A 24,251-nucleotide genomic window follows, 5' to 3' on the forward strand; every position below is an offset into this window, starting at 1 on the left:
CTACTTTCTTTATGACGTTCGGACAAACTTCTCCCTATGCTTCCCACAAAGTTGTCCCAGTGACCAATGCTCGTTAACATTCAATAATGTGGACAAAAGAAAAGACCGAGCATATGCTCGGTCTTCTCATTTGTTGAATTACTCAGTAACAACAACCTTAAAGGAGAATACTTTGCTGTTGTGAGCGACAACGGAAACGTTGAGCTCGTCGCCAGCTTTAACCGGCTTGTTATCAGCTGGTTTGCCAGTGATGATAACGTACTTGAACAAGTCAGCAACCTTACCATTAAGTTCTTTGCCGTACTGGTCGACAACTTTCACTGCTTTGTTAGCAATGTTTGCTTCGAAGTTAGCATCAGAAAGGTTAGCATTTGCGAATGCAGCCGGTACAGCAAGAACAGTATCGGATTTCTTCGCTACGCCGTTGTCTCCGTCTTTAAGCTCGAACTTCGCAGCTTCAGGATCTTTGTTGCTTACTACGATCTTCTTCTCGATCGGTGCAACTACTCCGTCCTTTGTTACAGGAATTACGAATACTGTTACTTCTTTCTCAGAATTCGCGTCCAATTTGAATCCTTTAGCGGAAAGTTTGCCATTCTCGAAGTAAACGTCACCAGTAACAGAGTAGAACTCTTTGCTTACTGGAACTGTTACTTTAGTACCGTTGGAAGTAAGACCTTTCACGCTGAGGTCAACATTGTAGTATGCATCGTCAGATACGTAGATTTTGCCAAGGTCGCCAACTTCGTATCCTGTGATGCTGGAACGGTCAACCACATTGACGGTAATTTCTTTCTCGCTGCCATCGATGATTTCGTCATCAGCGATTGTTGCATCAGTGCTCTTAGCAAGAGCAATCTTGATTGTGGAAGAACCTGTGCTGCTAGGTGTCAAAGTAACTTGCTGATCCTTGTTAGAGAGGACAATTTTATTGTTCACATCGTTTCCAAGTTTCATAGTTACTTCGCTATCGCCAGCATCCTTCGTGATTACAACTTTGTAAGTGCCAAGGTTGTCAGCTACTGCATACTCGTCGCCGTATTGATCAAGAACGTTGATCGCTCCAGCTTTGAATTTGAACTCAGCCTTGTCAGTGCCTTGGAGAGCAAGTGCATTTCCGAAATCGTCGAGACCTGTTACAACTTCAGCTTTTGCAGCCGGTTGAAGGTTGAAGGAAACGCGAGACAACTTACCAGTCGATGTTACAACGTTTACGTAAACCGGTTTTGCGGAATCGCCTACATTGTGGTTAGTAGTAGTGAGAACCAACTTCGCAGTTTTGTTTACGTAATCTTGAACGAATTTGATGTCGCCTTCGTCAAGATTTGCTCCGGAAACATCGATAGAAGTCAAGCCATTGTTCAATGCGTCAGCGTCAGTCAACGCTTTGCCGAATTGGTCGACAGCTTCGAACGGAATTTCAACGTCTTTGCCAGCTACAGCTTTCTCAGGAGCGGACAAATTCAATACGTCGACTTTCGCTACGTCGATTACTTCGATATCAATCGATGCGCGCTTGCCGGTTGCGACGGAAGTCATGTGAACCGTTGCTTTACCAGCGCCGAATTTGGTTTCGCCTGCCGGGCGAGCAAGGTTAAGAACGAACATGTCGTCTTCTTTCTTGAATTCAGCATCCGAGTCATCGTCGCCGTCTACTACATAATCAACGTCGAAGATGTCGTTGTTGGACACGAATACTTTAATGTCTTCTTGAAGCATTTTTGCCGTTACAGCATTGCCGTATTGGTCTTTGCCTTCAACAACAATTTTGAAATCAGACGGAGTGGAATTTACACTCAAAGTCTTATTGTCTTTGTTGTAAAGTTTTACGATGCTGATGTCAGCAACTTTCGCCGCTTGAGATACTGTGAATGTTTGTTGTGCATACACGCCAGTCTTCGTGTGAACGGCTGTGAACACGATTTGCTCGCCAAGGCGGAACTCATCGCCTGCATCGTTAGTGAACTTGATGTTTCCGTCAGCGTCAACATCTTCGTCATCTGCGCTGCTGGAGATGTTAAGCTCGGATTCATAAGCTTTAGTAACATTTTCACCGTATTGGTTTTCGATTGTCAACGAAGCCCAAGCGATGTTGTCATTGTTCTCGTTGCGATCCAATGCAGCTTTGTCGCTGGAGATTTTGATTGCAGTTACTTTCTCGGTTTCAGCCGTGAATTTCGCAGACAACTCAGTCGCTGCTGCATTCTTAGCCGTTACTGTATATTCGCCGTCCGTAAGTTTAGCGGAAAGCGTAAGAGTTGCAACAGTCTTAGCGTCGTTGAATTTAACTTCAGCAACGTTTACAGTGATTGTGCCCTTCTTCACCGCAAACTCAACTTTCGAAGTGTCAGCTACAGCTCCACCGAAAGTAACTTCAATTGTCTTCGCGCCTACAGCTTTAACGCTGTAAGTTTCAGCAACTTGCTTTTTGCTGACTTCTGCTTCTGCAGTGTAAGTAGCGGAAACGAGAACGTCACGCTTTACAGCAGCTTTATAATCGGATTGAGCTGTGATAAGTCCTGCTTTGATTGCTGCTGCAACGTAACCTTTCATTGTCGGAGATACGTTTCCGTCAACAGTTGCGTTTGCGTCAACTTCAAGGTCAAGAGCTTCAACAAGCAACTTCGCCAATTGTTCAAACGTTACGTTAGCGCTCGGAGCGAAAACGCCGTTGCCCATACCGTTGATGTAACCGGCTTTAACAGAAGCTTCGATCGCGCCATATGCCCAATGGTCAGCTTTAACGTCGCTGAACGTAGGAGTTGCTGGTTTAACTTCCTCAAGCTTCAACAAACGCTTAAGTACCATAGCGAACTGTGCACGAGTCATGTCTTTGTCAAGACCTGCAGTGCCGTCGTCATAACCTTCGAAAATACCTTTTTCTTTCAATGCATCAAATTTCTCTTGTGCCGTCATATCGTCAGCTGCGAATGCAGTCGAGAATGCGGAAAGAGACATGGAGGCTGCAAGAAGCAGCGCTAAACCTTTCTTCATAACCTTTTTTTCTCCTCCTCGATTATGGTTCGGTGTGTGAGATGTCTTTGTAAAATAGCTCGATTCCCTCATCGCCGATTCACCCCCTTTCCAAGGTTGAGCGTGTTTGCTATTTTGGAGTCTGCTACCAATTATGGTGCAGAAACTAGTAAACAAAATGATAGAAAAACCACTTTACAATTATACATTGGTAGGCAAACAGCGTAAAGAGGAAATTGAGAAAAAGTTCCATACCCCAAACCATACCTCGACGCCTGAAGCAACTTCCAATGCAACTCCGAGCCCTTTTCGACTCAGTGTCAACATATTAAACGCATGGTTTTCAAAAAAGTTGCGCCGATTTGAAAAAAGTTTTTCAAACCGCATATGTTGCAATGGCATATATATCAAGCGTCTACGAAACCTAGTATATAGTTATCATTCACTTGCGTCCATCACTAAAGATTTTCCAGTTTTCATGCGAGTCTGCCGCATTTTTTCGGTGAAGAAAAAGCTTGCGCCGGGCAATTCCGGCGCAAGCAGACTTTAAGGCGTATAAGGCAAGAATATTCCGAGTTCACTCAGACGGCTGACCGGATAGTGCTGCAGAATCTCCGCGAACAGCTTCGGATCGGCCATGAGCTCGTAAAGCGTATACGTTTTGCCCAATGCTTTCGATTCTTTCGGCATGTAATCGTTCTTTACAGGATTCGTTCCGTCGACGCCAAGCTTGAAATTTCGTTCCTCCAGGATCTGGCCGTACTTATCGAATGCTTGCAGCTTAACCTCGGTTAAGCCGTCAGCTTCGAGCCCGGAATAACCGGCAGTGAATACGTTATTGATTTTGTTGGTTAATATTCGCGGACCGCGGTTGCTCGTAACGACGATCTTCGCGACATCGATATCGGCGGTAATATCGATGTTCGTCAGGTTATTTCCCTGCATGGAAGGAACCAAGCCCTGTACATAGTGTATCGTCTCGATGTTCTTAATGTAGCTTTTCGGTACGACAACAGCGATGCGTCTAGGCGGTTCGATCGAGAGAATCGTGTTATTGATGTTCGCAATCGTTGCCGTTTGCGGGTCGATCAATGTCGCTTTGAAATCGCGGAAGGTAGAAAATTTGATCGTGACCGAATCGTTTTTCAAAGGATATTTCGCATTAGTTGCCCCTGTTGCAGCTGCAGCGGAAGTAGCATATGTATTATTAGCTACCGGGGTGTTGGTGGTTGCAATAAAATTATTTACCGCGGTCTCAAGATTGTTCACTTCCGTCGACAATGTGGAGAACGATCTTACACGATCGATAAGAAACTGCGCCTGATTTGCCAAGCCGGCGGCGGAATTCGCCGGTTCGTAAGAAGCCGCTTGCGTTGTCGGCAAGTATGCGTAAATGTAGTCATACGCGAAACGAATAACTTCGTTCGCATAAGAGATCGCGCTTGCTTCCGTAACAGTTGCCGGTTTAACCGGTGTAGTCACGTTACTTCCGCGCTGAGCGAAGTAAATTTGAGTATCGCTCTCCGCATCTTCCAAATTATTCGAGTTTATTGTTACTGTATATAGATGGTTCGGTTTTAACGGGTTGTCATTCGGCAGTTTAATAATAAGCGTATTGGCTGAATTGCCGTCCAACGAAATTTCGGTTTGCGGCGTGTGCGGGGTAGCCGATGCGGAAAGCTCATTCCCCGATACTACCACCGTATTTTGATCAAAGTTCGATTTCATGTCGTTCATAAATTCCATAACGAGGGATTTCCGGTATCCGACTCCCTGAATATCGACGCGGTTAGGCAAGGTAGAAATACCGTTTTTCACAGTAAACGTCTGGTTTCCGGGCTGAAAGGAAAACACTGCGGGAATCGGTTTCCTTTCAACGGTGAAAGTCCAGCTGATTTCAGCGTTGCGATCGGCCGAAGCCCCGTCGTTTTCGTATTCCAAGCTTCCTTGAGGAATGATGACTTGATAAGTTTCTCCAGGCTTCAAACGTTTTTGGTTGTCGTTTGCGCTCCCTGAAGTCAGGTACTTATTTACTTTAATAACAAGAGTTGCATCGGTGTTGCTCGCGCTGCCGTCGTCGAACCACACCTCCGGCTGCCCGGAAGCATTCACAGCCTGCACTTGTGTGTTCGTGCTCAATTCAATAACCCTGATTTTTTCCCAATTTGGTTTAACCGTACCGCCCGGGTTGTCCTTCTTGATCGGCAGGTAATTTACGGGATTGTTCGAACCATCCACTTCACCCTTCGGGTTCGATTTAAAGCTTACGCGTACATACTCCAACGCCGAAGGAACGCCTACGGCGCCGTTTTCCGGATATTGGCTGCCGTCGATGATTTCCGGCACTGCCGCATACGCGCTGCCGGGAGCCGCCATAATAAGCGCAAAACAAAAAGCGATCAATAACATGAGTCCGAACAATATGCGCGAAGGCCGGATTGCATAAGTACTCATAGTGTACCCTCCAACTAACTAATTATTGGTTTGTTGAACCGTCGTTTCATAAGTTTGCAGCACTTTTCCTTGTATGTCGTAAGCGACGATCGTGATTTTGTCGCCGAGCTTCAAGCCTGCGGTGGCCAGACTGTACCGGTTGTTTCCTTCATAGTGCATCCTGATGCCGTTCGCTTTGACGCTTGTCACTTTGTCGCTGACATCGATTTGAATCGTGGACATCAACGAGCTGAAGCTCACCTGCACGTTGCCGATGGACTGGCCGGTCGTTACCGTAGGTGTCGTAGGTGCCGGCAAATCGGATCCCCCGCTGCCGCCTGAGCCGCCGCCATTGTTTACAGGCGTGCCGTTCTGTGCGGTGCTGTTAACGACAAACACCAATAGTTGCGCCTTCACTGTCGTACCGTTAACCTTGCCCGAGAGCACATGCTTGCCTAATTCGCTCGTGTTGACCGGATCCCACGTTACGCTTGCCGACCCTACATATCCGTTACCATACTTGGCGGTTACCGTCTTCGGCAGCAGCGTCGACACCGACTGGTATTGCATTACGGTTATCGGATTGATCGGAACAATGGAAACAATATCGAACCCGCTCGACGATGCAGGAGCATTGGAAGCGACCGAACCGTTCAGTTCGAAAACACGGTTCATAATGGCTGCGACTTGGGCGCGTGTAACCTTGTCCTTAGGCTTGAACGTACGGTCGGGAAACCCGCCCATAATATTTTTGGCCATGATCGCATCAATCGCCGCTTTCCGCCACTGATCGATCTGACTCGAGTCTTTGAAATTCGCAGCCCTCAAAGTTGCGAGATCTTTAGACGGTTCAAACCTGAACGCCTTCATAATCATCGAGGCGGCTTCCTGCCGCGTAATCGGAGCGGACGGTTTCAGCTCTCCGCCGTCCCGGTACTCTCCTTGCAAATACCCTGCGGAAATCGCTTTCGCCACTTCGCCGTAAAACCAATCCTTCGCAGAGACATCCGAGAAGAGCGGCACTTGGGTCTTTTGGAAACCCATCGCCTTGTTAAGCATCGTAATGAATTCCGCTTTCGAGACCGGATTGCCCGGTTTATACGTGCCGTCCGGAAACCCGGATACGACGCCGCGCTCCCGCAGCAGTTGAACGTCATGGTTGGCCCAGTGTCCTCTCATATCTTTAAGAGGCTCCAAAGCCGCCAACGCCGAGGAAACGAATATGGAGCCGGCGAGTACCACGCAGCCTGCGGCAGCCGAGTGCCGTCCCAGCCTTCTTGATCTGTTTCGCAAAGGGATCCCTCCTTAGTATAAAATGATGTTCTCGCGGTAATCGATTTGCAGATCCTTTTCCAGAAACTCGAGGAAACGTTCAAGCAGCATCGCCGTCTCCGCACGGCTTAACACCTTGCCCGCCCGCGCCCGGTTCGACTCGTCCCCCATCATCAAGCCGATTTCCCGGGCGACGTAAATTTTATCCTTCGCCCAATAAGGAATCGATTCGTCGTCCGCAAACTCCGTCCGGTATTCCGGCGCCGGCGCCCTGTGCTCAAATCCGAGCGCCCGCAGCATGATCGTAATGGCCTGCGCCTTCGTCAGCGGGTCGTCCGGTTTGAACAGATCGGCTGTCATACCCTTCACGATGTCTTTCTCATTCGCGCTATATATGTATTGGTAGTTGGAGTCGCTTGTTTTCAAATCTTTAAACATGGACGGTTTTTTCGCGGCTTCGGCGGCGGCTTTTTTGCTCTTCGGATTGTCCAGCCGCACGTCTGCCGCTTTCATTACCGCCACCGTGAAATCGTACCGGCTCATCGGGACATCCGGGACGAAAAATTGCGTGTTTTCTTCAAAAATATCGAGCGAATACAGCTTCTCGATCGCCTCCTCGGCCCAGTGCCCCACCGTATCGCGAAATTTCGGAACAATGAGCCTCTCGACAGAGGGGACACTCTGTAAGATAAGCTTGCTTTCCCCAATATTCCTCTGAGTGTCGACATACCCGTTGGATGTTACCGTAGGAAGGTTGTAGCTGTACGTCGCCGTCTGTTCCGCTTCCGTAACTCGCACATACCCGCCGTCGAAGCTGGAGTACGCAGCTCCGTTGCCTTGATAGACAAGCTTTTTGGTTTTCGTGTCCGACGTCTGGGCTCTAACGGTGCCTGTCCAAGTGTCGCTCTGATATTCATAATCGATTATTTGAGTTTCCGTGTTTCCCCAGAAGTTTTTGTACCCCACGTCGCCGCCGCTGATCGTTACAACGATTTCTTTCTCGTTCGCTTTACCCTTATTCAACAAAAATATTTTCCGGCCGACGATGTTTCCGGAATAGTAATCCGCAGCGGGACGAACGTCGACCACATCCGATTTGGAGAACCGGTAATCGTCCAAAGTGAACTTCTGGCCTGAAATTTCAATCGTCTCTTGGTAATTGTCCGTAACGGTCGTAACGGTCGTTGTTTGCCCCTTATCCGGCCGCGCGGTCGCTTGCGTCACATATGTAACCCGTCTGTCCAACGTGCCCGGTCTCCCGGGATTCGTCGACTTCAGACTAAAATTGTAGCTTATCGTGGTTTTGTCCTTGCTTGTTCGTTCGTTGCGTGTCATTTTTCCTTCAAATTTAATCGGTTCCCCCGTGATAAACACATATTCTTCGTACCGGTATTCGTCGCTGACGCCTCCTGAATATTCCGCGGGAGCCGCGAAGGATGGCGACGGAACGATCAACGTACAGAGAAGAAGCAACCATCCGAAGCGTTTCAACGGCCCACCCCCTTCGAGCAAGTCTGATTATGTAACAATGACAACGACTCCCCTGGTGCCTTCTCTAATAACGTAAACGTTGTTCCCGGGCTTAATATCTTTAAGTTGGGCGGTAGCTCCGTCCTTCATGATAACGGCTTTGGAAAGATCCAAGGTTATGGAAGCTCCGGTTGAAAACCAGTGAACCCGGCTCACGCTCCAGTCCTTCGGATCGTTGATCGTCAGGCTTGTTCCGGAGAGGCTGCCGGCGATGCCGATCGATACGATTTGGGCCGTTAAATTGTCGGGGTACCTCCACATGCCCATCTGGATGATGCGGCCGTCTCTTACGTATATGTATCCGAACCAATCCTTCAACCGATGATAAATTGCGTACGGGTCCCTCTCGTCGACGGCGTAATTTTTTCTGTCGAACTCATCGGGATTCACAACAATGCCGTTGGTGAAGTCCATAAGCATCGTCTCGTTGTCGTAGTTTAACTCTCGAATGTCGTTGAATTGGTATTCCCATGTATGTTCGGTCAAGGTGTAGAAATCTTTAAGCCACAGCTTTCCGTCAAGTATCGTATCCAACGTTCCCCAGTAGATGCCGTCGCTGTGCAGCTGAGGCTTCTCCATGCCCTCGTTGTAGACATATACTATGTTAGCTAGCAGCGGGGAGGATTGATGTCCCGCATCGCCGGAAACAAAGGCGTGTGTCGCGTGCTGCAAACCGAATTTGTCTACGAACCGGCCGTTGCGAATGAGCAATGTGCCCGCATGAATCTTGAATTTCAGGTTGCCGTTCAAGACGATCTGCTCGGTGTTGAAATTATAACCGTCTATCGGCTCGGAGTATGTGCGTTCGTTCCGGCTTTCGATGACGACTCTCTCCGCCTGCTCCCGGCCGGAAAATAATTTCGTCGCGATAAAGACGGTCGATCCCGCATATTGGGCGAGGGTAGAAGAATCCAGCTTCTGTTCGCCGTAATATACCGGGTAGTCGGTGCCGCTATGAATGTTGAGTAACGCCTTGTAGGGCTGCCATTTGGCATCCTTGAACACCTGAACGTCCGTCAATATTAATTGGCTTGTTTTCCGGTCATACCGATGAAGCTTACCTTTATACAAGCCTTTGATTTCAATTGAATCGTGTTGGATTTCCAGCTTCCGAATCGCGGATGACGTTGTTGATGAGAAATACATTTTCACCCGGTCGCCTTCCAACACCGTGCGTATATCCCTCTTCACCCCGTTCTTTAACACAGCGGTTCCATTCGTAACAATATAGGGCTTCACTTCGCCGTATGCCAGCTGAACCCACAACCGATTGCCGTCCACCTGACTGACAACGCCGGTTCTCATCTTCCCCTCGGACGGAATCTTGCCGCTGCGCTCCTTCTTCACGGACCAGCCCTTCAATGAAACCAGCTTCTTGCCGGCAACAGCCGTCGTAACTTTCATGCCCGGCTTGAACGCTTCCAATCCGGCGGGAACCGTGTCGATCGTAATTGCGGTAGCTGCGGTGACGCTGTATGATTTATGCATTGTTTGATTGGCCGGTTGTACTGTAATTGTTTTCCTCGAATGGTCCGCCTTTACTAACGTGCCGGTGGTATAAGTTGTTGCAGCCCCGTGGGCGTTATTTCCAAAAACCGGACTCAGAAGCAAAACGGCGAGCAGCAGCAAACAAAATCTCTTCATCATAATCCCCCAGAAAAACAAAGGTGCAATATCCTCTATATCGGTCAAACGCGGGCAAAAGTTTAGTGTAAGAATTACTTCAATCGATGTAACCGTCAAACAAAAAAAGCGCCCCGAAGGGCGCAGCACACACGAAAGCATTATTTCATCGACAACAGCCGCTGCACGAAATGAATGATCGGCCGCCGGCTCTTGCTGACGATGCCGATCGCCTCGGCTCCGAGCTGCAAAATCAACAGCGTCACGGCGATCACGATCAATGCGACCCACTGCACTACGGTGGACAGCAGGATGGCGCTCGTCGCAAACATCGCCGCAATACCGTAAATGACCAGCACCGTATTGCGGTGGCTCAAACCGAGCTGCAGCAAACAATGGTGCATATGATTTTTATCCGCGACGGAGATCCCCGTCTTGTTCAACGTGCGGCGCACGATCGCGAAGAACGTATCCGACAACGGCACGCCGAGAATAAAGATCGGCACCACGAACGAAACGAGCGTCGCTTGCTTAAATCCGAGCACGGATAACGTCGCCAAGCTGAACCCGAGGAAGAGCGCCCCGGAATCGCCCATGAAAATTTTCGCCGGGTGAAAATTAAACACCAAGAATCCCAAGATACTGCCGAGCAGCACGGAGCTGAGAACCGCAACGGTAACGTTGCCCGTCATCAACGCCAGCACAAGGATGGTTCCGGTGGCAATGGCGGATACTCCGGCAGCCAGACCGTCCAATCCGTCAATCAAGTTGATTGCGTTCGTCACGCCGACGATCCAAAATATCGTCAATGGAACCGACAGCCACCCGATCGATGTTCCGTCGCCGAACGGCAGCATCACGAATTGCACCTTTATGCCGAATGCCACTACAACGCCGGCTGCCGCAATCTGCCCCAACAGCTTCACTTTCGGGGATAAATCGAACCTGTCATCTAGCGCGCCTACAATGGTGATAATGGCCCCGCCAATCACCAATCCCCATACAACGTGGGCCTTATAACCTTCAAGCACCGGAAGGACAATAAAGAATGCGCACACAAAAGCCAAATATATCGCCAATCCGCCCAAACGCGGCATTATTCGAGTATGCACTTTCCGGTGGTTCGGCGCATCAACGGCCCCGACGGCTACTGCAAACCTCTTCACAACGGGTGTTAACGCCAAAGCCATCCCCAACGCGGCAACGAATCCAAGAATATATAAATAAACCATCTTTTCCCGTCCTTCACCCCTTCTTGAACTGACAGTGCCCATTATACATCGTCAGGTTGTCGGTTTGCTAGAGCAGTCGAGGGCCGTTTTCAGCTGTTTTCATTCATTTTCACGATTATTTCATTAAATATGCGCCACTGTCCATTCGTTAGCGTAAGTTTTCTCCATACAGCAACACCTTAACCGCAAAACGCGGCAAAACCAGCATCCGTCTCCAGCGTGCCGGCTCCTGGAGCAGCCTGTACAGCCATTCCAGCCTTAGACGCCGCATCCAACCGGGAGCGCGTTTCAGCTTGCCCGACATGACGTCGAAGCTTCCGCCGACGCCGATCATAACCGGAACACGAAGGCGTTCCCGATATTTCGAAATCCAAGGGTCCTGAGTATATGTAGACCGACCCACCAGCAACAAATCGGGAGACGCTTCAACAATTTGGCTGATTACGTCATCATCTTCATCTTGACCAAAAAATCCGTTGCGGCATCCGACAAAGCGAAGACCCGGGAACCGCTCCTGCACATTGTCCCGCGCCGCCTCGATCACATCTTGCGTCGTTCCGAGGAAATAGACGCGCCAACCCTCTTCGCTCCCTACGCGAAACAACTCCTGAATCAAGTCGTAGCCGGCCACCCGTTCCGTAACCGGCTTGCCTAACCGGGCCGCCGCCCAAACAAGTCCCGCTCCGTCGGGGACGACCATATCCGCGCTGCGGAGCATCTTCATGAATTCCGGGTCTTCCACCCCGGTCATGACCATAATCGGGTTCGCCGTCACCACTTGATGGGGCCGCCGTTCGCGAACGGCTTCGCTCAAGTACCGCACCGTCTGCGCCATATTCATCTTGGACACCGGAATACCGAACAGAGTGACTGTCTCAAACGCTTTCGCTAATTCCATTATCGACCAACCTTATATACGTAATTCACGAACAATATGTTGCGCCGGTTCGCGCGATTCCCGCTGAATTCGTTCGATAGTCTCACGTTTTTCTTCAACCCATGCGTTATTTCGGCCGATGGCGCTTATCCTGTCGAGTGCCAGATCGGCTAGGACTTCCGCCGACAAACTTTCCGTCGAACCCGCCGGAGCTTCCCCGAGACGGCGTAAAAACTGGTCGATCTTCGGGTCGTATGAAACGCCGATCGGCGGAACGAACGCGGTGGCGGCATAGATGAGCGAGTGCAGCCGCATCCCGATCAACGCATCGCAGCGCGACACCTCTTTAAGCATGTCGCTCGGATGCTCCGCGCCTTCGTGCATGTGAATACGCTCTTTGTCCGCACCGAGCTCTGCAAGCTTATCCGCCACATAGCGGGAAGCTGCCGCGTCGGAGGGCAAGTGAAACGGCAAAAAGGTGACGCGGGCATCGGATCGTTGCAGCAACAAAGCCAACCCCGCTGCGATTGTGTCAAGATCGTTCCGGTCTTCTCGCCAGAACCGGACCGAAACCCCGACCGTCGGGATATCAACAGCTTCGGCACGTTCATTGCGCGCCATACCCAATCCCATGACAGGATCCGGCACAACGTTGACCGAATGAGCGGATAAGCCGTACGAAACAAGCAGTTCCTTCGATTCCCGATCGCGAACCGAAACATACTTGCACCGGTCAAACGCGGAGCGAATCATCGGTCCGAATAAGCCTTTCCGAATTACCGGACCGATACCCTGCGCATACACGAACGTCCGCTTCCCGAACCATTGCGCCAGCTTCATAACTCCCAAATAATAAGGAATCGATTTCGCGCTCGTCACGTCTTGCAGCAAGCTGCCTCCGCCGCTTATAAGCGCGTCCGCGCCGCGAATCGCGGCCGTCAACGCTCCGGGGCGCATCCGATGCGCACTCTCGACGCCGTGCAGACGTGCAGTTTCCTCCGGGTTTGCCGAGAGTACAACGGGGGTAATGTCAGCCCCCTGCTTCTCGCCTTCCTCCCGCAGCGCGGTCAGTATCGCGTGCAGCACCGCTTCGTCGCCGCTGTTTCGGAACCCGTAATACCCGGATATTACAATTCGCTGAGTTTTCTTGACCATGTTTTCCATCCTTTATCGGCAAACCGCCATAACGCTGCAAGAACGACGCCGATGACGGCTCCGAACGCAAGGCCGTAAACAACGCGAATGAGTGAAATCCCGATCGGCGTATGAAGATGTGCGAACGTATCGACAATGGACAGCTGCCCGACGGAACCGACAGCAATCAAGAACAATCCGATGCTCTTGCGTCCCACTGCCGCGAGGTAAACGCCCAATACGAACAACGGGTGCGCGAACAAAAACTCTTTGGTTCTGGGCCTTACGCCAAGCGTGTCTTGCAGCACTTCGCGGAATAGCCGCTCAATTGACGAAGTTTGCCCTTCGTTGCCTGTACGAGACAAATAATACAAAATTGCGAGTCCGCAAACTCCGGCAACCACTACCCATAAAACGGTGATGTTCGTATTCAGGAAATCGGCGATTCGCTTCCCGACCGTTCTCGCGTCATGCTGTTCATGGAAAAACAGCAAATAAGCGAACGACAATGCAATGGGAGCGAGATGCAGCAGACCAACTCCGCGGAATTGCTGGAGTACATATAAATAGCTGACCTCTTGCAGCAAACCTACAATAAATAAGATACCTGCAAAAGATATCGCGCTTGCGGCGGCCAACAATACGACCCCGAGGAGCGCAGCGCGAATTCCCGTATGCCTGCTGCCGTTACCGACCGAAGCTTTCTTCAAAGCGTATACAATGGCGAGCGTTGACGAAGCGATTGCCGCTCCAAGCGCCAATGCCTGGGACAATAGTGCCGGAGAAAGCACGAACAACGCTGCCGAGCCTGCCAAGCCGATGCCGAACACGGCTAGGGCAATGCGGGGAAAGAAGGCATGCGCCAACAGGGCGATCAACGCGACGGCGCCGAGCGCCGCACCCGCTTTTAACGGCAGTTCGGCCTGTTGCGCAGGGAAAATCGGTGCCGGCTGGAACGGTTCTGCGACTCCAATCATATATCCGTTCTCTTGGATGCGTGCGATTGCGCCGTCCGGTCCTTGCAAACTTTCCAGCACATTGTCAATCGAATCTTTACGAACTCCCAGTTGGGTATCCATCGCAGCTTCCGCGTTGAGAAAAATCATTCGAATATTGCGATCCTGCACGGCAAGAGCAAACCGGTCGGCAAGATCATCGGGAGTCCTGCTCGACAATCCGGCAGGCAGCGAGTGCAGACGAACGATGTTGTATCCGGTAAGATAAGCGAGTTTATTTTGCCCTTGTTGGGGCTTTGCCAATTCAATGGTAGCGAGGCCGATGCCGCGATCTTCCATCAATTCCGCCATTGCCGCGACCGAATTATGGTCCCCGTCATCCTCGGCGCCGGTGACGCTGTTTCCTTCAAACACGATCCGGGTGACGCCCCTTTCCGCCAATTGGTCGAGGAGCTTCTCCATCCGTCCGGCATCGAACGGCTGCCGTTGATCGGATAATCTTACTACAAGGTGAAAACCAAGCTTCTGGAGCTCCTCCATCGTAATGGGGTCCGGATCCATCGCTTGAAGCATGGCTTCGTCTTTAGGCATGGCGAGCTTGACGCCGTCCAGGCCGCGGTACGACCACGGCGTTATTTCCACTTCGAGATCGGTGAACGCCTGTTCGACCAAAGGCCGAATCAGCCTTTGCGATGGGTCCCCAAGAAAGAGCACATACGTGCTCTTCTCATTCGCCGCTACCTCAAAGCCGGTTAGGAGAGCCGCTTCCGCAGAAGAGAGCGTTTGAATGCGTCCGCTTAGCTCCAATTCGCGAAGCGTGCTTTCGTACACGGCCATCGAACCGACTCCGGATTCCTTGATCGCAAGGAGCTTTTCAAGCGTGTACTCCGAAGGTTTGCTGCGATAAGACGAAACCTCCAGCAAATCGCGGTAATCGAAGACGAATTCGACGGTATCCGATGACCGCTCCGTTACTATGCGTTGAGCGGCTAGCGGAAGTGTGCACAAAAGCCCTACGATCGTTAACGCCCACAGTATGATTTTTATATTCTGCGATAAGCGGTTGTACAAAGAAAACAAAAATAACACTCCTCACCTAAATAGCCGCGTCGATCCGGGACATGACATCGCTGACCAGCGAGTCCAGTTTGTTCCTGGCGTCTTCATTATTTGCACCTTTTACTCCGAAATACATCTTGATCTTCGGCTCCGTGCCGGACGGACGCAAGCAGAACCAGGAGCCGTCGGCAAGCAAAAATTTCAAAACGTTCTCCAGCGGCAAGCCGTGCACGTCCTGCATATAATCGAGCTTTTCCGTTATCTGAACGCCGGCGGCCGCTGCCGGTGAATTCCGGCGCCATTCGTCCATCATTTCCCGCATTTTCTGCAGCCCGTCTTTTCCTTTCAGCGTCCTGGATTCGAGCGTTTCCAAGTAAAACCCGTGGCGTTCGTATAGCCGCTGCAGCACATCGTACAAGGTCAATCCTTGTCTCTTCCAGTAAATGCACGCTTCGGCAATGAGCAGCGACGCAACGACGGCGTCTTTATCCCTTGCATACGTCCCGGCGAGGTAACCGTAGCTTTCTTCGTAACCGAAAACGAACGAATGCTCTCCGGTCCGTTCGAACTCCGTCATTTTTTCGCCTATATATTTGAAACCCGTCAGCGTATTCAGCACTGCCGCGCCGTAATGGCGGGCCACTTCCGCGCCCAACTCGCTGGTAACGATCGTCTTGATCACGGCGGGGTTTTTCGGCATTGCGTTGCGGGCGGACAAATTTTCCATAATATATTCGGCAATGAGTGCGCCGGTCTGGTTTCCGTTTAATACGGTATATTTGCCATCGGCATCCTTAACGACAGCCCCCACCCGGTCGCAATCGGGGTCGGTGCCCAGCAGCAGATCGGCGCCTTCCGCTTCCGCAACGCGGATGGCCAACTCGAAGGCGTCCCGCTCCTCCGGGTTGGGCGACTTCACGGTGGAAAACTGCGGATCGGGCAGCTCCTGCTCCGCCACGACGCGGACGTCACGGAATCCTGCAGCGGCCAGGGCTTGCCGCACCGGTAAATTACCGGAACCGTGAAGCGGCGTGTAGACGATGCGCAAAGAAACTCCCGCTTGCTCGGCCGCCCTCACTACGCCTGGATTCGGGCTTGCTTCCACGACCGCTTGTATGTATTTCTCGTCAATATCTTTGCCGATCCATACAAGCTTGCCTTCCGCTTCGGCGTTCGAGCGTTCGATCCGCTTGACATCCCGGAACGAATCGACCGCGGCGATCTGCGCCATCACTTTCTCCGCCGCATCCGGTACAATCTGTCCGCCGTCCGGTCCGTAAACTTTATATCCGTTATATTCCGGAGGATTGTGGCTCGCCGTAATCACGATGCCTGCCGAAGCGCCGAGATGCCGGACGGCGAAAGACAATTCCGGGGTCGGCCTCAAGCTTTCGAACACGTAAGCCTTCACTCCGTTAGCGGCCAGCACGAGAGCGGCTTCCAAAGCGAATTCGGGGGAACGGTGTCTCGAGTCGTATGCTATTGCAACGGAAGGAGAAGCGGTTCCGAGGCTGTTGACATATTGAGCCAGCCCTTGCGACGCCCGTCCGACCGTATAACGGTTCATCCGGTTCGTCCCTGCACCGATCACGCCGCGCAAACCGCCGGTTCCGAACTCCAGATCGCGGTAAAACCGGTCCTCAATCTCTTTCTCTTGTCCTTCCAGAGCACGCAGCTCGGCTTTCGTCTCGTCGTCGACAACCGGGTCGTTCAACCATTGGCGGTACAGATCTTTAACACTCACTTCAATCACGTTAACTTCCTCCTCATCCCTTATGTTTCTTTATTGTCATGCTAAATTTGTAATCACTTCTGTATTGCGAACATAAGCTCGGCTTCGGCGACGACTTTGCCTTCAACGCTTGCAACTGCCGAACCTTTGCCGATCGGCCCCTTCATCCGGGTTATATTCACTTCCAGCCGAAGCGTATCCCCGGGCACGACTTGCCCCCGGAACCGGGCGTTGTCGATTCCCGCAAAGAAAGCGAGCTTGCCCTTGTTCTCTTCCACACTGAGTATGGCGGCGGCTCCGACCTGCGCAAGCGCCTCAATCATCAATACGCCCGGCATAACCGGAAATTCCGGGAAATGCCCGACGAAATGAGGCTCGTTCATCGTAACGTTCTTGATGCCGACCGCGCGAACTCCCGATTCGAGTTCAAGTATCCGATCCACAAGCAAGAACGGCGGCCGATGGGGTATAATTTGCTGGATTTGCTGCACGTCAAGCATAATGAGTCCTCCTTCGGTTACACTAACCAATGTCCCTTCACGATCTGCAGTAGTGAAGGTTGATATAAGGGGGCATAATGCCGTTGCGAATAGCGGCTTATGCCCTTTTTTCCCGGCAGTCCCAATCAATTATACCGTTCCCGTAAGGAAAAAAAAACTCCCTCTCGAGAGGGAGCGCAGCTTGTTTACGTATTCTGAAATACCAAATCCAACATATGTTTCCATGTATCCAGCTGGAGCACATCCTCCGGATCGCCGCCGCCGAATCTGACGTATCCGATACGCAGTCCGGCGTATAGCGCCATGAGACAAAGAAGCGGAAACGCAAACCACTTCATTACTTTTAACAAACGACGGACTCCGGGTGAAGTTTTTGCGGCTTTTCCTTTAGGCTCCGTGTTATTGCCTTTAGACATAAGCATACATCCTTGCTGTGTAAAAATTACGTGTTGCTTCATATATTAGTTGTCTCTGACAACCTTCGGTTGCCTCTTTGCTGCCATATATTCGTGATCGCGGCAACCCTTCGGTTGCCTCTTTGTTACGTGCGCAAATTATTCGCCAGACTCATCAGCGTGTCGCTTGACGTGATCGCCCTGGCGTTCATCTGATACGCCCGTTGAAGCGCCACCAATTCGGTCATCTCATCCGTCAAGTTGACGTTGGATTGCTCGATAAAGCCTTGCCGAACCGCGATTTTAGTCTGCTCGTTTACGTTGTTGGAAGCGGCATCTATCGTATCCAGAACTCCGGCCGCATCAACGCCGGCCGGCAGACCGAACAAATTGCTTCCAGCATTGATCAAAATTTGAGGCCTGACCGCCCGCATGAGCTTCAGCTGCCCTACCGGCGCCGGAACCGATTCCGGGTTCGCCGCATTTCGGGCGAACACCCAACCGTCTTCCGCAACGGTAATTTCGGAATTTATCGGTACGACAATCGGTTGATCGCCCGCACCCCTCAGCCTGTAACCTTCTTGCGTCGTCAGATGAAGACCCTCGGCGTTACCGGGAATTACGGAGAGTTTAAACGAACCGTCTCTCGTCCAAGCAATAGTAGGGTTTCCATCGGCGTCCACGCTATCCGTCTCCACTTCGAACAATCCGTTCCCTTCAATCCCGAGATCGAACGGGTTTCCCGTCGCTTTGAGAGCTCCCTGTTCCAAATTCAATTCGATTTGGCCGATCTTCGCGCCCCAGCCTTGCGGCAAACCGAGCGGGGTGAGCCGCCCAGATCGTTCGAACGGTGCGGGCTGGTTTGACACGCTTGTCAGTATATCTTGAAACGATGCGTCTCGGCGCTTATAACCCGCCGTGTTCACATTCGCAATGTTATGCGACAATACATCCAGCTTCTGCTGAAGCGCCTGCATCGACACGGAAGCGTTGATCATCGAATGATTCATACTCGGCCCACCTCGTTGACGGCTTTCTCCAAGCTCCGGTCATAAAATTGCACCATTCTCTGATTGGTCTCGTAAGCGCGCTGCGCCGCCATCAAATCGATCATCGATTGAACGGGATCCACGTTCGAGCGCTCCACGAAGCCTTGATAAACTGTTATATCGTCGCCAGGCGCAGCTGTCATCGGGGGCGCGTCCTCTTCCGGCAGCCGGAAGTTGCCGAAGCCGTCCCGGACGAGCCGGTTCGGGTTTTCAATCCTCGCAACGAACAGCGAAACCGCGTTGCCGTTCTCTTCTATGGGCTGTCCGGTAATTCCGTTGATCAGCACGCCCCGTTCGGTAACTTTCACTTCGGAGACGGAACCGTCGAACACGATCGGACGGCGCTCGCTGTTCAGCACTAAATGGCCGTCGGAAGTAACCAATTGTCCGGCGGCGTCAATAGTGAACTTACCGTTGCGCGTGTATCGCTCGCGTCCTTCGCCGTCCCTGACGACAAACATCGCTTGAGGCTGGTAGGTGACCTCCCCGTCCGGCGAAACCGACTTACCGGAAGCCTCGAACGCGACGCCGTCCACCTGAATGTTCGATATAAGCGCGAAATCGGACGCATCCCGGGTTTCCATCAAATCTCCCTGCTTAAACATGTGCGGGGTTTCCTCCACGAAGACGCCCGTGTTCAGGCGGCCGATGCCCGTGACGAGCTTCGCCGGGGCGCCGCCTCCTCCGGAGAACGAAATGAGCATTTCCGGAAACGAGCGCGCAATGGCGACGTTTGCTTTATAGCCCGGGGTATTCATGTTTGCAATGTTGTTCGTTACGGAGTCGTGTCTGCGTTGGTTCGCGATCATGCCCGCCGCCGCAGTATATAATCCTCTTAACACGCCGTGCCGTCACCCCGCTTATTTTCTCTTTGAAACCCTGTCAAGGTTGTCCAACATAATTCCGGTTCCCTTCACAACGCAATGCATCGGATCTTCCGCGACAAGCACCGGAACCTTCAATTGCTCGGCCATCAGCTGGTCCAGACCGTGAAGAAGCGCGCCGCCGCCCGTGACGATTACTCCGCGGTCGATGATGTCCGCCGACAGCTCCGGCGGCGTCCGTTCCAGCACCGACTTTGCGGCCGCAACAATGGAAGACACCGGTTCCCATAGCGCTTCCCTCACTTCGCGGCTGTGAATCGTTACCGTCAGCGGGAGACCGCTCACCATGTCTCTGCCCCGAATGTCGATCTCCTCGCTGCGTCCGTCCGGATTCACCGTCCCGATCTTAATCTTGATATCCTCGCTGGTCCGTTCGCCGATTAAAAGCTTATACTTGTCTTTTATGTACTTCATAATGGCAGAGTCGAACTTGTCCCCTGCGACTTTAATAGAAGAGGCGGTCACGATATCGCCCATGGACAAGACGGCAACGTCCGTCGTTCCACCGCCGATATCGACCACCATATTGCCGTAAGGCTGGAAAATATCCATTCCGGCACCGACGGCCGCCGCCTTCGGCTCCTCTTCCAAGAACACCTCTTTCGCTCCGCTGCGTTCCGCCGCTTCCTGAATCGCTTTCTTCTCTACAGACGTGATGTTCGTCGGCGCGCAAATGAGTATGCGAGGATGACTGTACCAACTCTTCCCGCCGACGAGGCTGATGAAATGCTTCAACATCATCTCCGTAATCTCAAAGTCCGCGATCACCCCGTCCTTCAACGGGCGAACCGCCACGATATTGCCGGGAGTACGGCCGACCATCCGCCTTGCTTCCTCACCCACAGCGAGCACGCGTTTGGTTTCGCTTTCGATTGCTACGACTGAAGGTTCGTCTAATACGACTCCGCGGCCTTTGACGTGAATGAGAACGTTGGCCGTTCCCAAGTCAATACCGATATCTTTGCCAAACATCCAGTAAGCCTCCTCACGGGGTACCCAAAAAAAACGGGAGAAAAGTCCGATATACCAAATTAAGCACGTTAACTATAAAATTATTCGCTGCAAATTGGCAAAATCCTCTTTTGGGGGCAGGGGAAACTTACGCTTTCTGAGACTTACGGACGACCGGAAAGCACGGGAGCCGGTTTTGCCTTCGGCTTCGTCTTCTTGTACTTGATTTTCGTAGCCTCTCCGCCGCGCAGGTGGCGTATCGACTTGTGATATTCAAGTATTGTTTTCACCTGGTTGGCCAATTCCGGGTTGATTTCCGGCAGCCGTTCCGTGAGATCCTTGTGCACCGTGCTTTTGGACACGCCGAATTCCTTGGCTATGGTTCGAACCGTATTCTTGGTTTCAACGATGCTGCGCCCGATCTTAATGGTTCGCTCCTTAATGTAATCGTGCACGCCCCTCGCCTCCCTGTGTTCGAGATGTTTGGTACATTATATTGAGGGGTAGACACAGTTATTCTCTATAACCAAGCCTGACAAGCCTGTACTTTCGCAATATTTTCATTTTTTTGAGTTATGAGGGGAAAAATAGGCAAAAAAAAGCAACGCCGAAGCGTTGCGCGAACTGCTCAAATTATTGAATTACCGTTTCCGGATTTACAGGCTTGCCGTCTTTCCATACTTCGAAGTGGAGGTGAACGCCAAGTTCTTTCTCAAGCTCATTTCGTCCGGCCATTGCGATCTTCTCGCCCTTCTTCACTTCGTCGCCTTTGGCGACTTGCACATCGTCCAAGCTTTGGTACAGCGTGCTTAGGCCGTTGTCGTGTTTAATTTCAACAACGTAGCCCGCGATCGGCAATTGATCGACGCGAGTGACGGTGCCGCCCATAGCCGCCAGCACTTCAAACGGCTCTTGATTCGGGCTTGAAAGGTCGATGCCCGTATGCGGCGTGAATGTGTCGCCGTACTCAACCATAGCAGCTTGATTGTCTTCACTGGATGCGTTGACGTCGAAATATTCCATTGTCAATTCCAAGCTGTCTTTGTTGCTGACCGGCCAGCCGAGAGATTCGGCTTCCGCCGTTGCCGGCACTGCGTTTCCATCGGTCGTCTTTTCGCCGGTGCTCACTTCCAGACCGGTTTCATCCTGCGGGATCGGCGAATTTGCGGAGTCTTGATAGACCCACATCAGAGCTAGAATAATTGCCGCCGCCGCCATGTACGTTGCCGGGAACACCCATTTCTTTGCGAGCAGACGTTTCCAGAACGTTCCCGTTACCGCCGCTTCTCTTCCTTCGCTAGATTTAGGAGAATCTTTTTGCTCTCCTTGCAAAGGAGTAATCTTGTTATCTTCTTTCATTGTTCTATCACCTCAGTAGCCATTGTTGCCAGCATGAAATCTTTTATACGTGGCTAAACAGGGTGATAGTGAAAATATTTTTCAGTTTATACTTTCGGCAATACGTCTTTCAGCGGCACAATATCGACACCGGTATAGTAATATTGCAAAATCTCTTTCGCATCCTTCCCTTGTTTTGCTAGTCCGTTGGCTCCCCACTGACTCATGCCGACGCCGTGTCCGAACCCGAGCGTGGTGAATTCCAACGATTGCCCTTTCACCGTCCACCCGAAATCGGTAGAGGGCAGTCCCAGCTTTTCCCTAAACTCTCTGCCCGTGAACGTTCGCCCTCCAACCTCAATCTTCAATACTCTTCCGCTGGGCGATTTCTCCAACACTTTCAGATTCAGATTGCCTTTCGCTTCGGACAATCCGAGCCTCTGAAACACTTCCTTCCTTGAAATGCGCGTCGTACTTTTATATTTGGGAGAGTATATTTTATCCCACTGGCTTTTCACGCTGCGCAAATACGGCAACGGCTCAGACCAATATTTCTCCGAATCTTCCGTGTACCCGTTGCTGGTAGAGAAAAAAGTGGCATGAATAGGTTTTCCTTCATAAGTCAGTATAAGCCCCTGCGTTTCATTGACCGCTCTCGTCAATTTATCCATATTGCGCGCATAAGCGAAAAATCCCCACTGCTCCCGAAGATCCTGCTCCGATAAATATGCTTGATGGAGAACCGTATCCGTTACGACAGCCGCGCCGGCTTCCGGAGGCATGGAGCTGCGGTCGCCATCGGCCAGCCTGCGGACAATATACGTTCTCGCGGCGATCGCTTGAGCTTTCAGCGCTTCGTGTTCAAACTCCGCAGGCATCTCCGCGGCCAGCACTCCTCTCACATACTCTTCGATAGGAATGTTTGCAACTTCTTCCTTCCCGCTTAAAAACACAGGCACAATGAGCGACTCGCTCCCGGGAGCGGACTGCAGCGTTTCTTGAGGACGCAATGGTAGAATTTGCGAGGCGTTCCATTCTTCGAACCGGTTTACTAGGAAGAGGGGGATGAGCAAAATAACCGCCAACAACGCAGACGCGCCGAATATGCCCGTGATCCACTTCCTTTGGTTGTGCGTCATTTTACGGTATGCCGTCCGATTTGTTTTCCCGTGTCTTTTCCGCATGTAGTATCCCCTGCCCTTTCGCTCCTATTATATGAATGGGAATAACTTGCTAGAACAATCGAACAGTGAGCCGAAAGTCCCTATCAAATTGTTGATAGCGGTTGCAAAAAACAATATCTGCTTGACATCTGAAAATATGTCCTTTATATTTGACAATATATTGAATTTGCGCGACTCTTACGATGGAAGCACCCGTAAGATGGGCATGACCGCCCTTCTTGCCGGTGCTTTTTTTGTTGTCTTCAGCGCGAGAAGTGACTTTCATTTTTACGAGGAGGATTCTTATGAATAAGAAGACGGGATTGACAATGTTTCTTTTGCCGCTTTTTTTGGCTGCAAGCGTATTGACCGCAGGAACGGCTGGCGCTGCCGTATCCGTCTCGGCAACCACAAAGAAGGCGTTAGACAAAACAATCGCATCCGCCGACACCGAAATGAAAAACAAGCTCACTAAACAATTCGGACATTTTCTCAATTTACAGGAGCAAGAAAGAGCGGGTGACGCAAGAAATAAAACAATCCACTACAAGAACGAAGATACGGAGATCGCCGTGCGGAAACTGATGTACCAGATCGACTCAGGTAAAATAAAGAACCTTGAACAAGCAGTCAAGCAAGCGCGCGACCGGCACCAACCTTTATTCGACATGTACAAATCTCTGAATCAACAAATATCCGTTGCGAAATCGCTTGGCGGCAAGGAACTGGCGTCCGCGCTAAACGCTCAAGCCAAAGCGTTGAAAGTGCCTGTCCAATTGGCTCGCCAAGACATAAAGGCGAAGACGACCCTGTTAAGTACGGCGAAGAAGGAGCGATCTGCGAAGATTAAACGGGTACGTAATATTTTGGCCGATATCAAGCCGATTGACGTAAAAATTAAAGCCGAGCGAAGTACGGAAAGTATTTATAAGAAGAACGTTTCGACGGAGTGGAGCTACTTTACCCAATCTGTAAAAAAGAACGATCCCAAGGCAACATCGTCGTCCCTGACATCGTTAATCGCCAAGTCAAATCAAATCGTCGAACAAAAGCGGAAAATATACGAGCATGAGAAAAAAATTAGCGACATCCTTGCCAAAGCGAAAATGCAAATCGGCTCGTAGAATGACGTTTCCGGCGGGAATATGGA

At 51.3% G+C, this 24,251-nt stretch carries 19 protein-coding genes; 1 reads left to right on the forward strand and 18 read right to left on the reverse strand.

Annotated features, from left to right (window positions below; genetic code table 11):
- Window positions 1-138: 138 nt before the first annotated feature.
- The 18 genes from JET16_RS14020 to spoIID form a co-directional block, all read right to left on the reverse strand.
- Window positions 139-2,994 (reverse strand): S-layer homology domain-containing protein, encoded by a 2,856-nt coding sequence (locus JET16_RS14020; RefSeq protein ID WP_199616788.1) that lies wholly within the window; start codon window positions 2,992-2,994, stop codon window positions 139-141.
- Between the two features lie 525 nt (window positions 2,995-3,519).
- On the reverse strand, window positions 3,520-5,427 hold the full coding sequence (locus tag JET16_RS14025; protein WP_199616790.1) for a hypothetical protein: 1,908 nt from the start codon (window positions 5,425-5,427) through the stop codon (window positions 3,520-3,522).
- Window positions 5,428-5,445: 18 nt separating this feature from the next.
- Window positions 5,446-6,699: an S-layer homology domain-containing protein gene (locus JET16_RS14030; RefSeq protein WP_199616792.1), complete on the reverse strand. Its 1,254-nt coding sequence runs from the start codon at window positions 6,697-6,699 to the stop codon at window positions 5,446-5,448.
- 12 nt (window positions 6,700-6,711) lie between these two features.
- Window positions 6,712-8,169, reverse strand: coding sequence for an S-layer homology domain-containing protein (locus tag JET16_RS14035; RefSeq protein ID WP_199616794.1), 1,458 nt, complete (start codon window positions 8,167-8,169; stop codon window positions 6,712-6,714).
- 27 nt (window positions 8,170-8,196) lie between these two features.
- Complete coding sequence (locus JET16_RS14040) at window positions 8,197-9,855, reverse strand: hypothetical protein (RefSeq protein WP_199616796.1); 1,659 nt, start codon at window positions 9,853-9,855, stop codon at window positions 8,197-8,199.
- A gap of 137 nt (window positions 9,856-9,992) precedes the next feature.
- A complete protein-coding gene (locus tag JET16_RS14045) occupies window positions 9,993-11,063 on the reverse strand; it encodes a glycosyltransferase family 4 protein (RefSeq protein ID WP_199616797.1) in 1,071 nt (356 codons plus the stop codon).
- 148 nt (window positions 11,064-11,211) lie between these two features.
- A complete protein-coding gene (locus JET16_RS14050) occupies window positions 11,212-11,961 on the reverse strand; it encodes a WecB/TagA/CpsF family glycosyltransferase (protein ID WP_199616799.1) in 750 nt (249 codons plus the stop codon).
- 12 nt (window positions 11,962-11,973) lie between these two features.
- Window positions 11,974-13,095, reverse strand: coding sequence for a polysaccharide pyruvyl transferase CsaB (gene csaB / locus JET16_RS14055; protein ID WP_199616801.1), 1,122 nt, complete (start codon window positions 13,093-13,095; stop codon window positions 11,974-11,976).
- Window positions 13,068-15,110, reverse strand: a complete 2,043-nt coding sequence (locus tag JET16_RS14060; RefSeq protein ID WP_199616803.1) for a DUF5693 family protein — start codon at window positions 15,108-15,110, stop codon at window positions 13,068-13,070. The genes csaB and JET16_RS14060 overlap by 28 nt, the downstream gene beginning before the upstream one ends.
- Before the next feature lie 16 nt (window positions 15,111-15,126).
- Window positions 15,127-16,842, reverse strand: a complete 1,716-nt coding sequence (locus tag JET16_RS14065) for a phospho-sugar mutase (protein WP_199616805.1) — start codon at window positions 16,840-16,842, stop codon at window positions 15,127-15,129.
- A 53-nt stretch (window positions 16,843-16,895) separates the two neighbouring features.
- Window positions 16,896-17,321, reverse strand: coding sequence for a 3-hydroxyacyl-ACP dehydratase FabZ (fabZ, locus tag JET16_RS14070; RefSeq protein ID WP_199616806.1), 426 nt, complete (start codon window positions 17,319-17,321; stop codon window positions 16,896-16,898).
- A 185-nt stretch (window positions 17,322-17,506) separates the two neighbouring features.
- Entirely contained in the window at window positions 17,507-17,737 is a 231-nt protein-coding gene (locus JET16_RS14075; protein ID WP_233531555.1) for a DNA-directed RNA polymerase subunit beta, read from the reverse strand.
- A 125-nt stretch (window positions 17,738-17,862) separates the two neighbouring features.
- Window positions 17,863-18,726: a flagellar hook-basal body protein gene (locus JET16_RS14080; RefSeq protein ID WP_199616807.1), complete on the reverse strand. Its 864-nt coding sequence runs from the start codon at window positions 18,724-18,726 to the stop codon at window positions 17,863-17,865.
- Window positions 18,723-19,607, reverse strand: a complete 885-nt coding sequence (locus tag JET16_RS14085) for a flagellar hook-basal body protein (RefSeq protein WP_199616808.1) — start codon at window positions 19,605-19,607, stop codon at window positions 18,723-18,725. Before JET16_RS14085 ends, JET16_RS14080 begins: the two co-directional genes overlap by 4 nt.
- Window positions 19,608-19,625: 18 nt before the next feature.
- Complete coding sequence (mreB, locus tag JET16_RS14090) at window positions 19,626-20,621, reverse strand: rod shape-determining protein (RefSeq protein ID WP_199616809.1); 996 nt, start codon at window positions 20,619-20,621, stop codon at window positions 19,626-19,628.
- 143 nt (window positions 20,622-20,764) lie between these two features.
- Complete coding sequence (spoIIID, locus tag JET16_RS14095; RefSeq protein ID WP_199616810.1) at window positions 20,765-21,055, reverse strand: sporulation transcriptional regulator SpoIIID; 291 nt, start codon at window positions 21,053-21,055, stop codon at window positions 20,765-20,767.
- 178 nt (window positions 21,056-21,233) lie between these two features.
- Window positions 21,234-21,959, reverse strand: coding sequence for a M23 family metallopeptidase (locus JET16_RS14100; protein ID WP_199616811.1), 726 nt, complete (start codon window positions 21,957-21,959; stop codon window positions 21,234-21,236).
- An 86-nt stretch (window positions 21,960-22,045) separates the two neighbouring features.
- Window positions 22,046-23,122 (reverse strand): stage II sporulation protein D, encoded by a 1,077-nt coding sequence (gene spoIID / locus JET16_RS14105; RefSeq protein ID WP_233531556.1) that lies wholly within the window; start codon window positions 23,120-23,122, stop codon window positions 22,046-22,048.
- Window positions 23,123-23,406: 284 nt separating this feature from the next.
- Here spoIID and JET16_RS14110 point away from each other — a divergent pair, with 284 nt between their 5' ends.
- Window positions 23,407-24,225 (forward strand): hypothetical protein, encoded by an 819-nt coding sequence (locus JET16_RS14110; protein WP_199616813.1) that lies wholly within the window; start codon window positions 23,407-23,409, stop codon window positions 24,223-24,225.
- Window positions 24,226-24,251 lie beyond the last annotated feature (26 nt).

The organism is Paenibacillus alkalitolerans, from assembly GCF_016482785.1.
Classification (GTDB): domain Bacteria; phylum Bacillota; class Bacilli; order Paenibacillales; family YIM-B00363; genus Paenibacillus_AE; species Paenibacillus_AE alkalitolerans.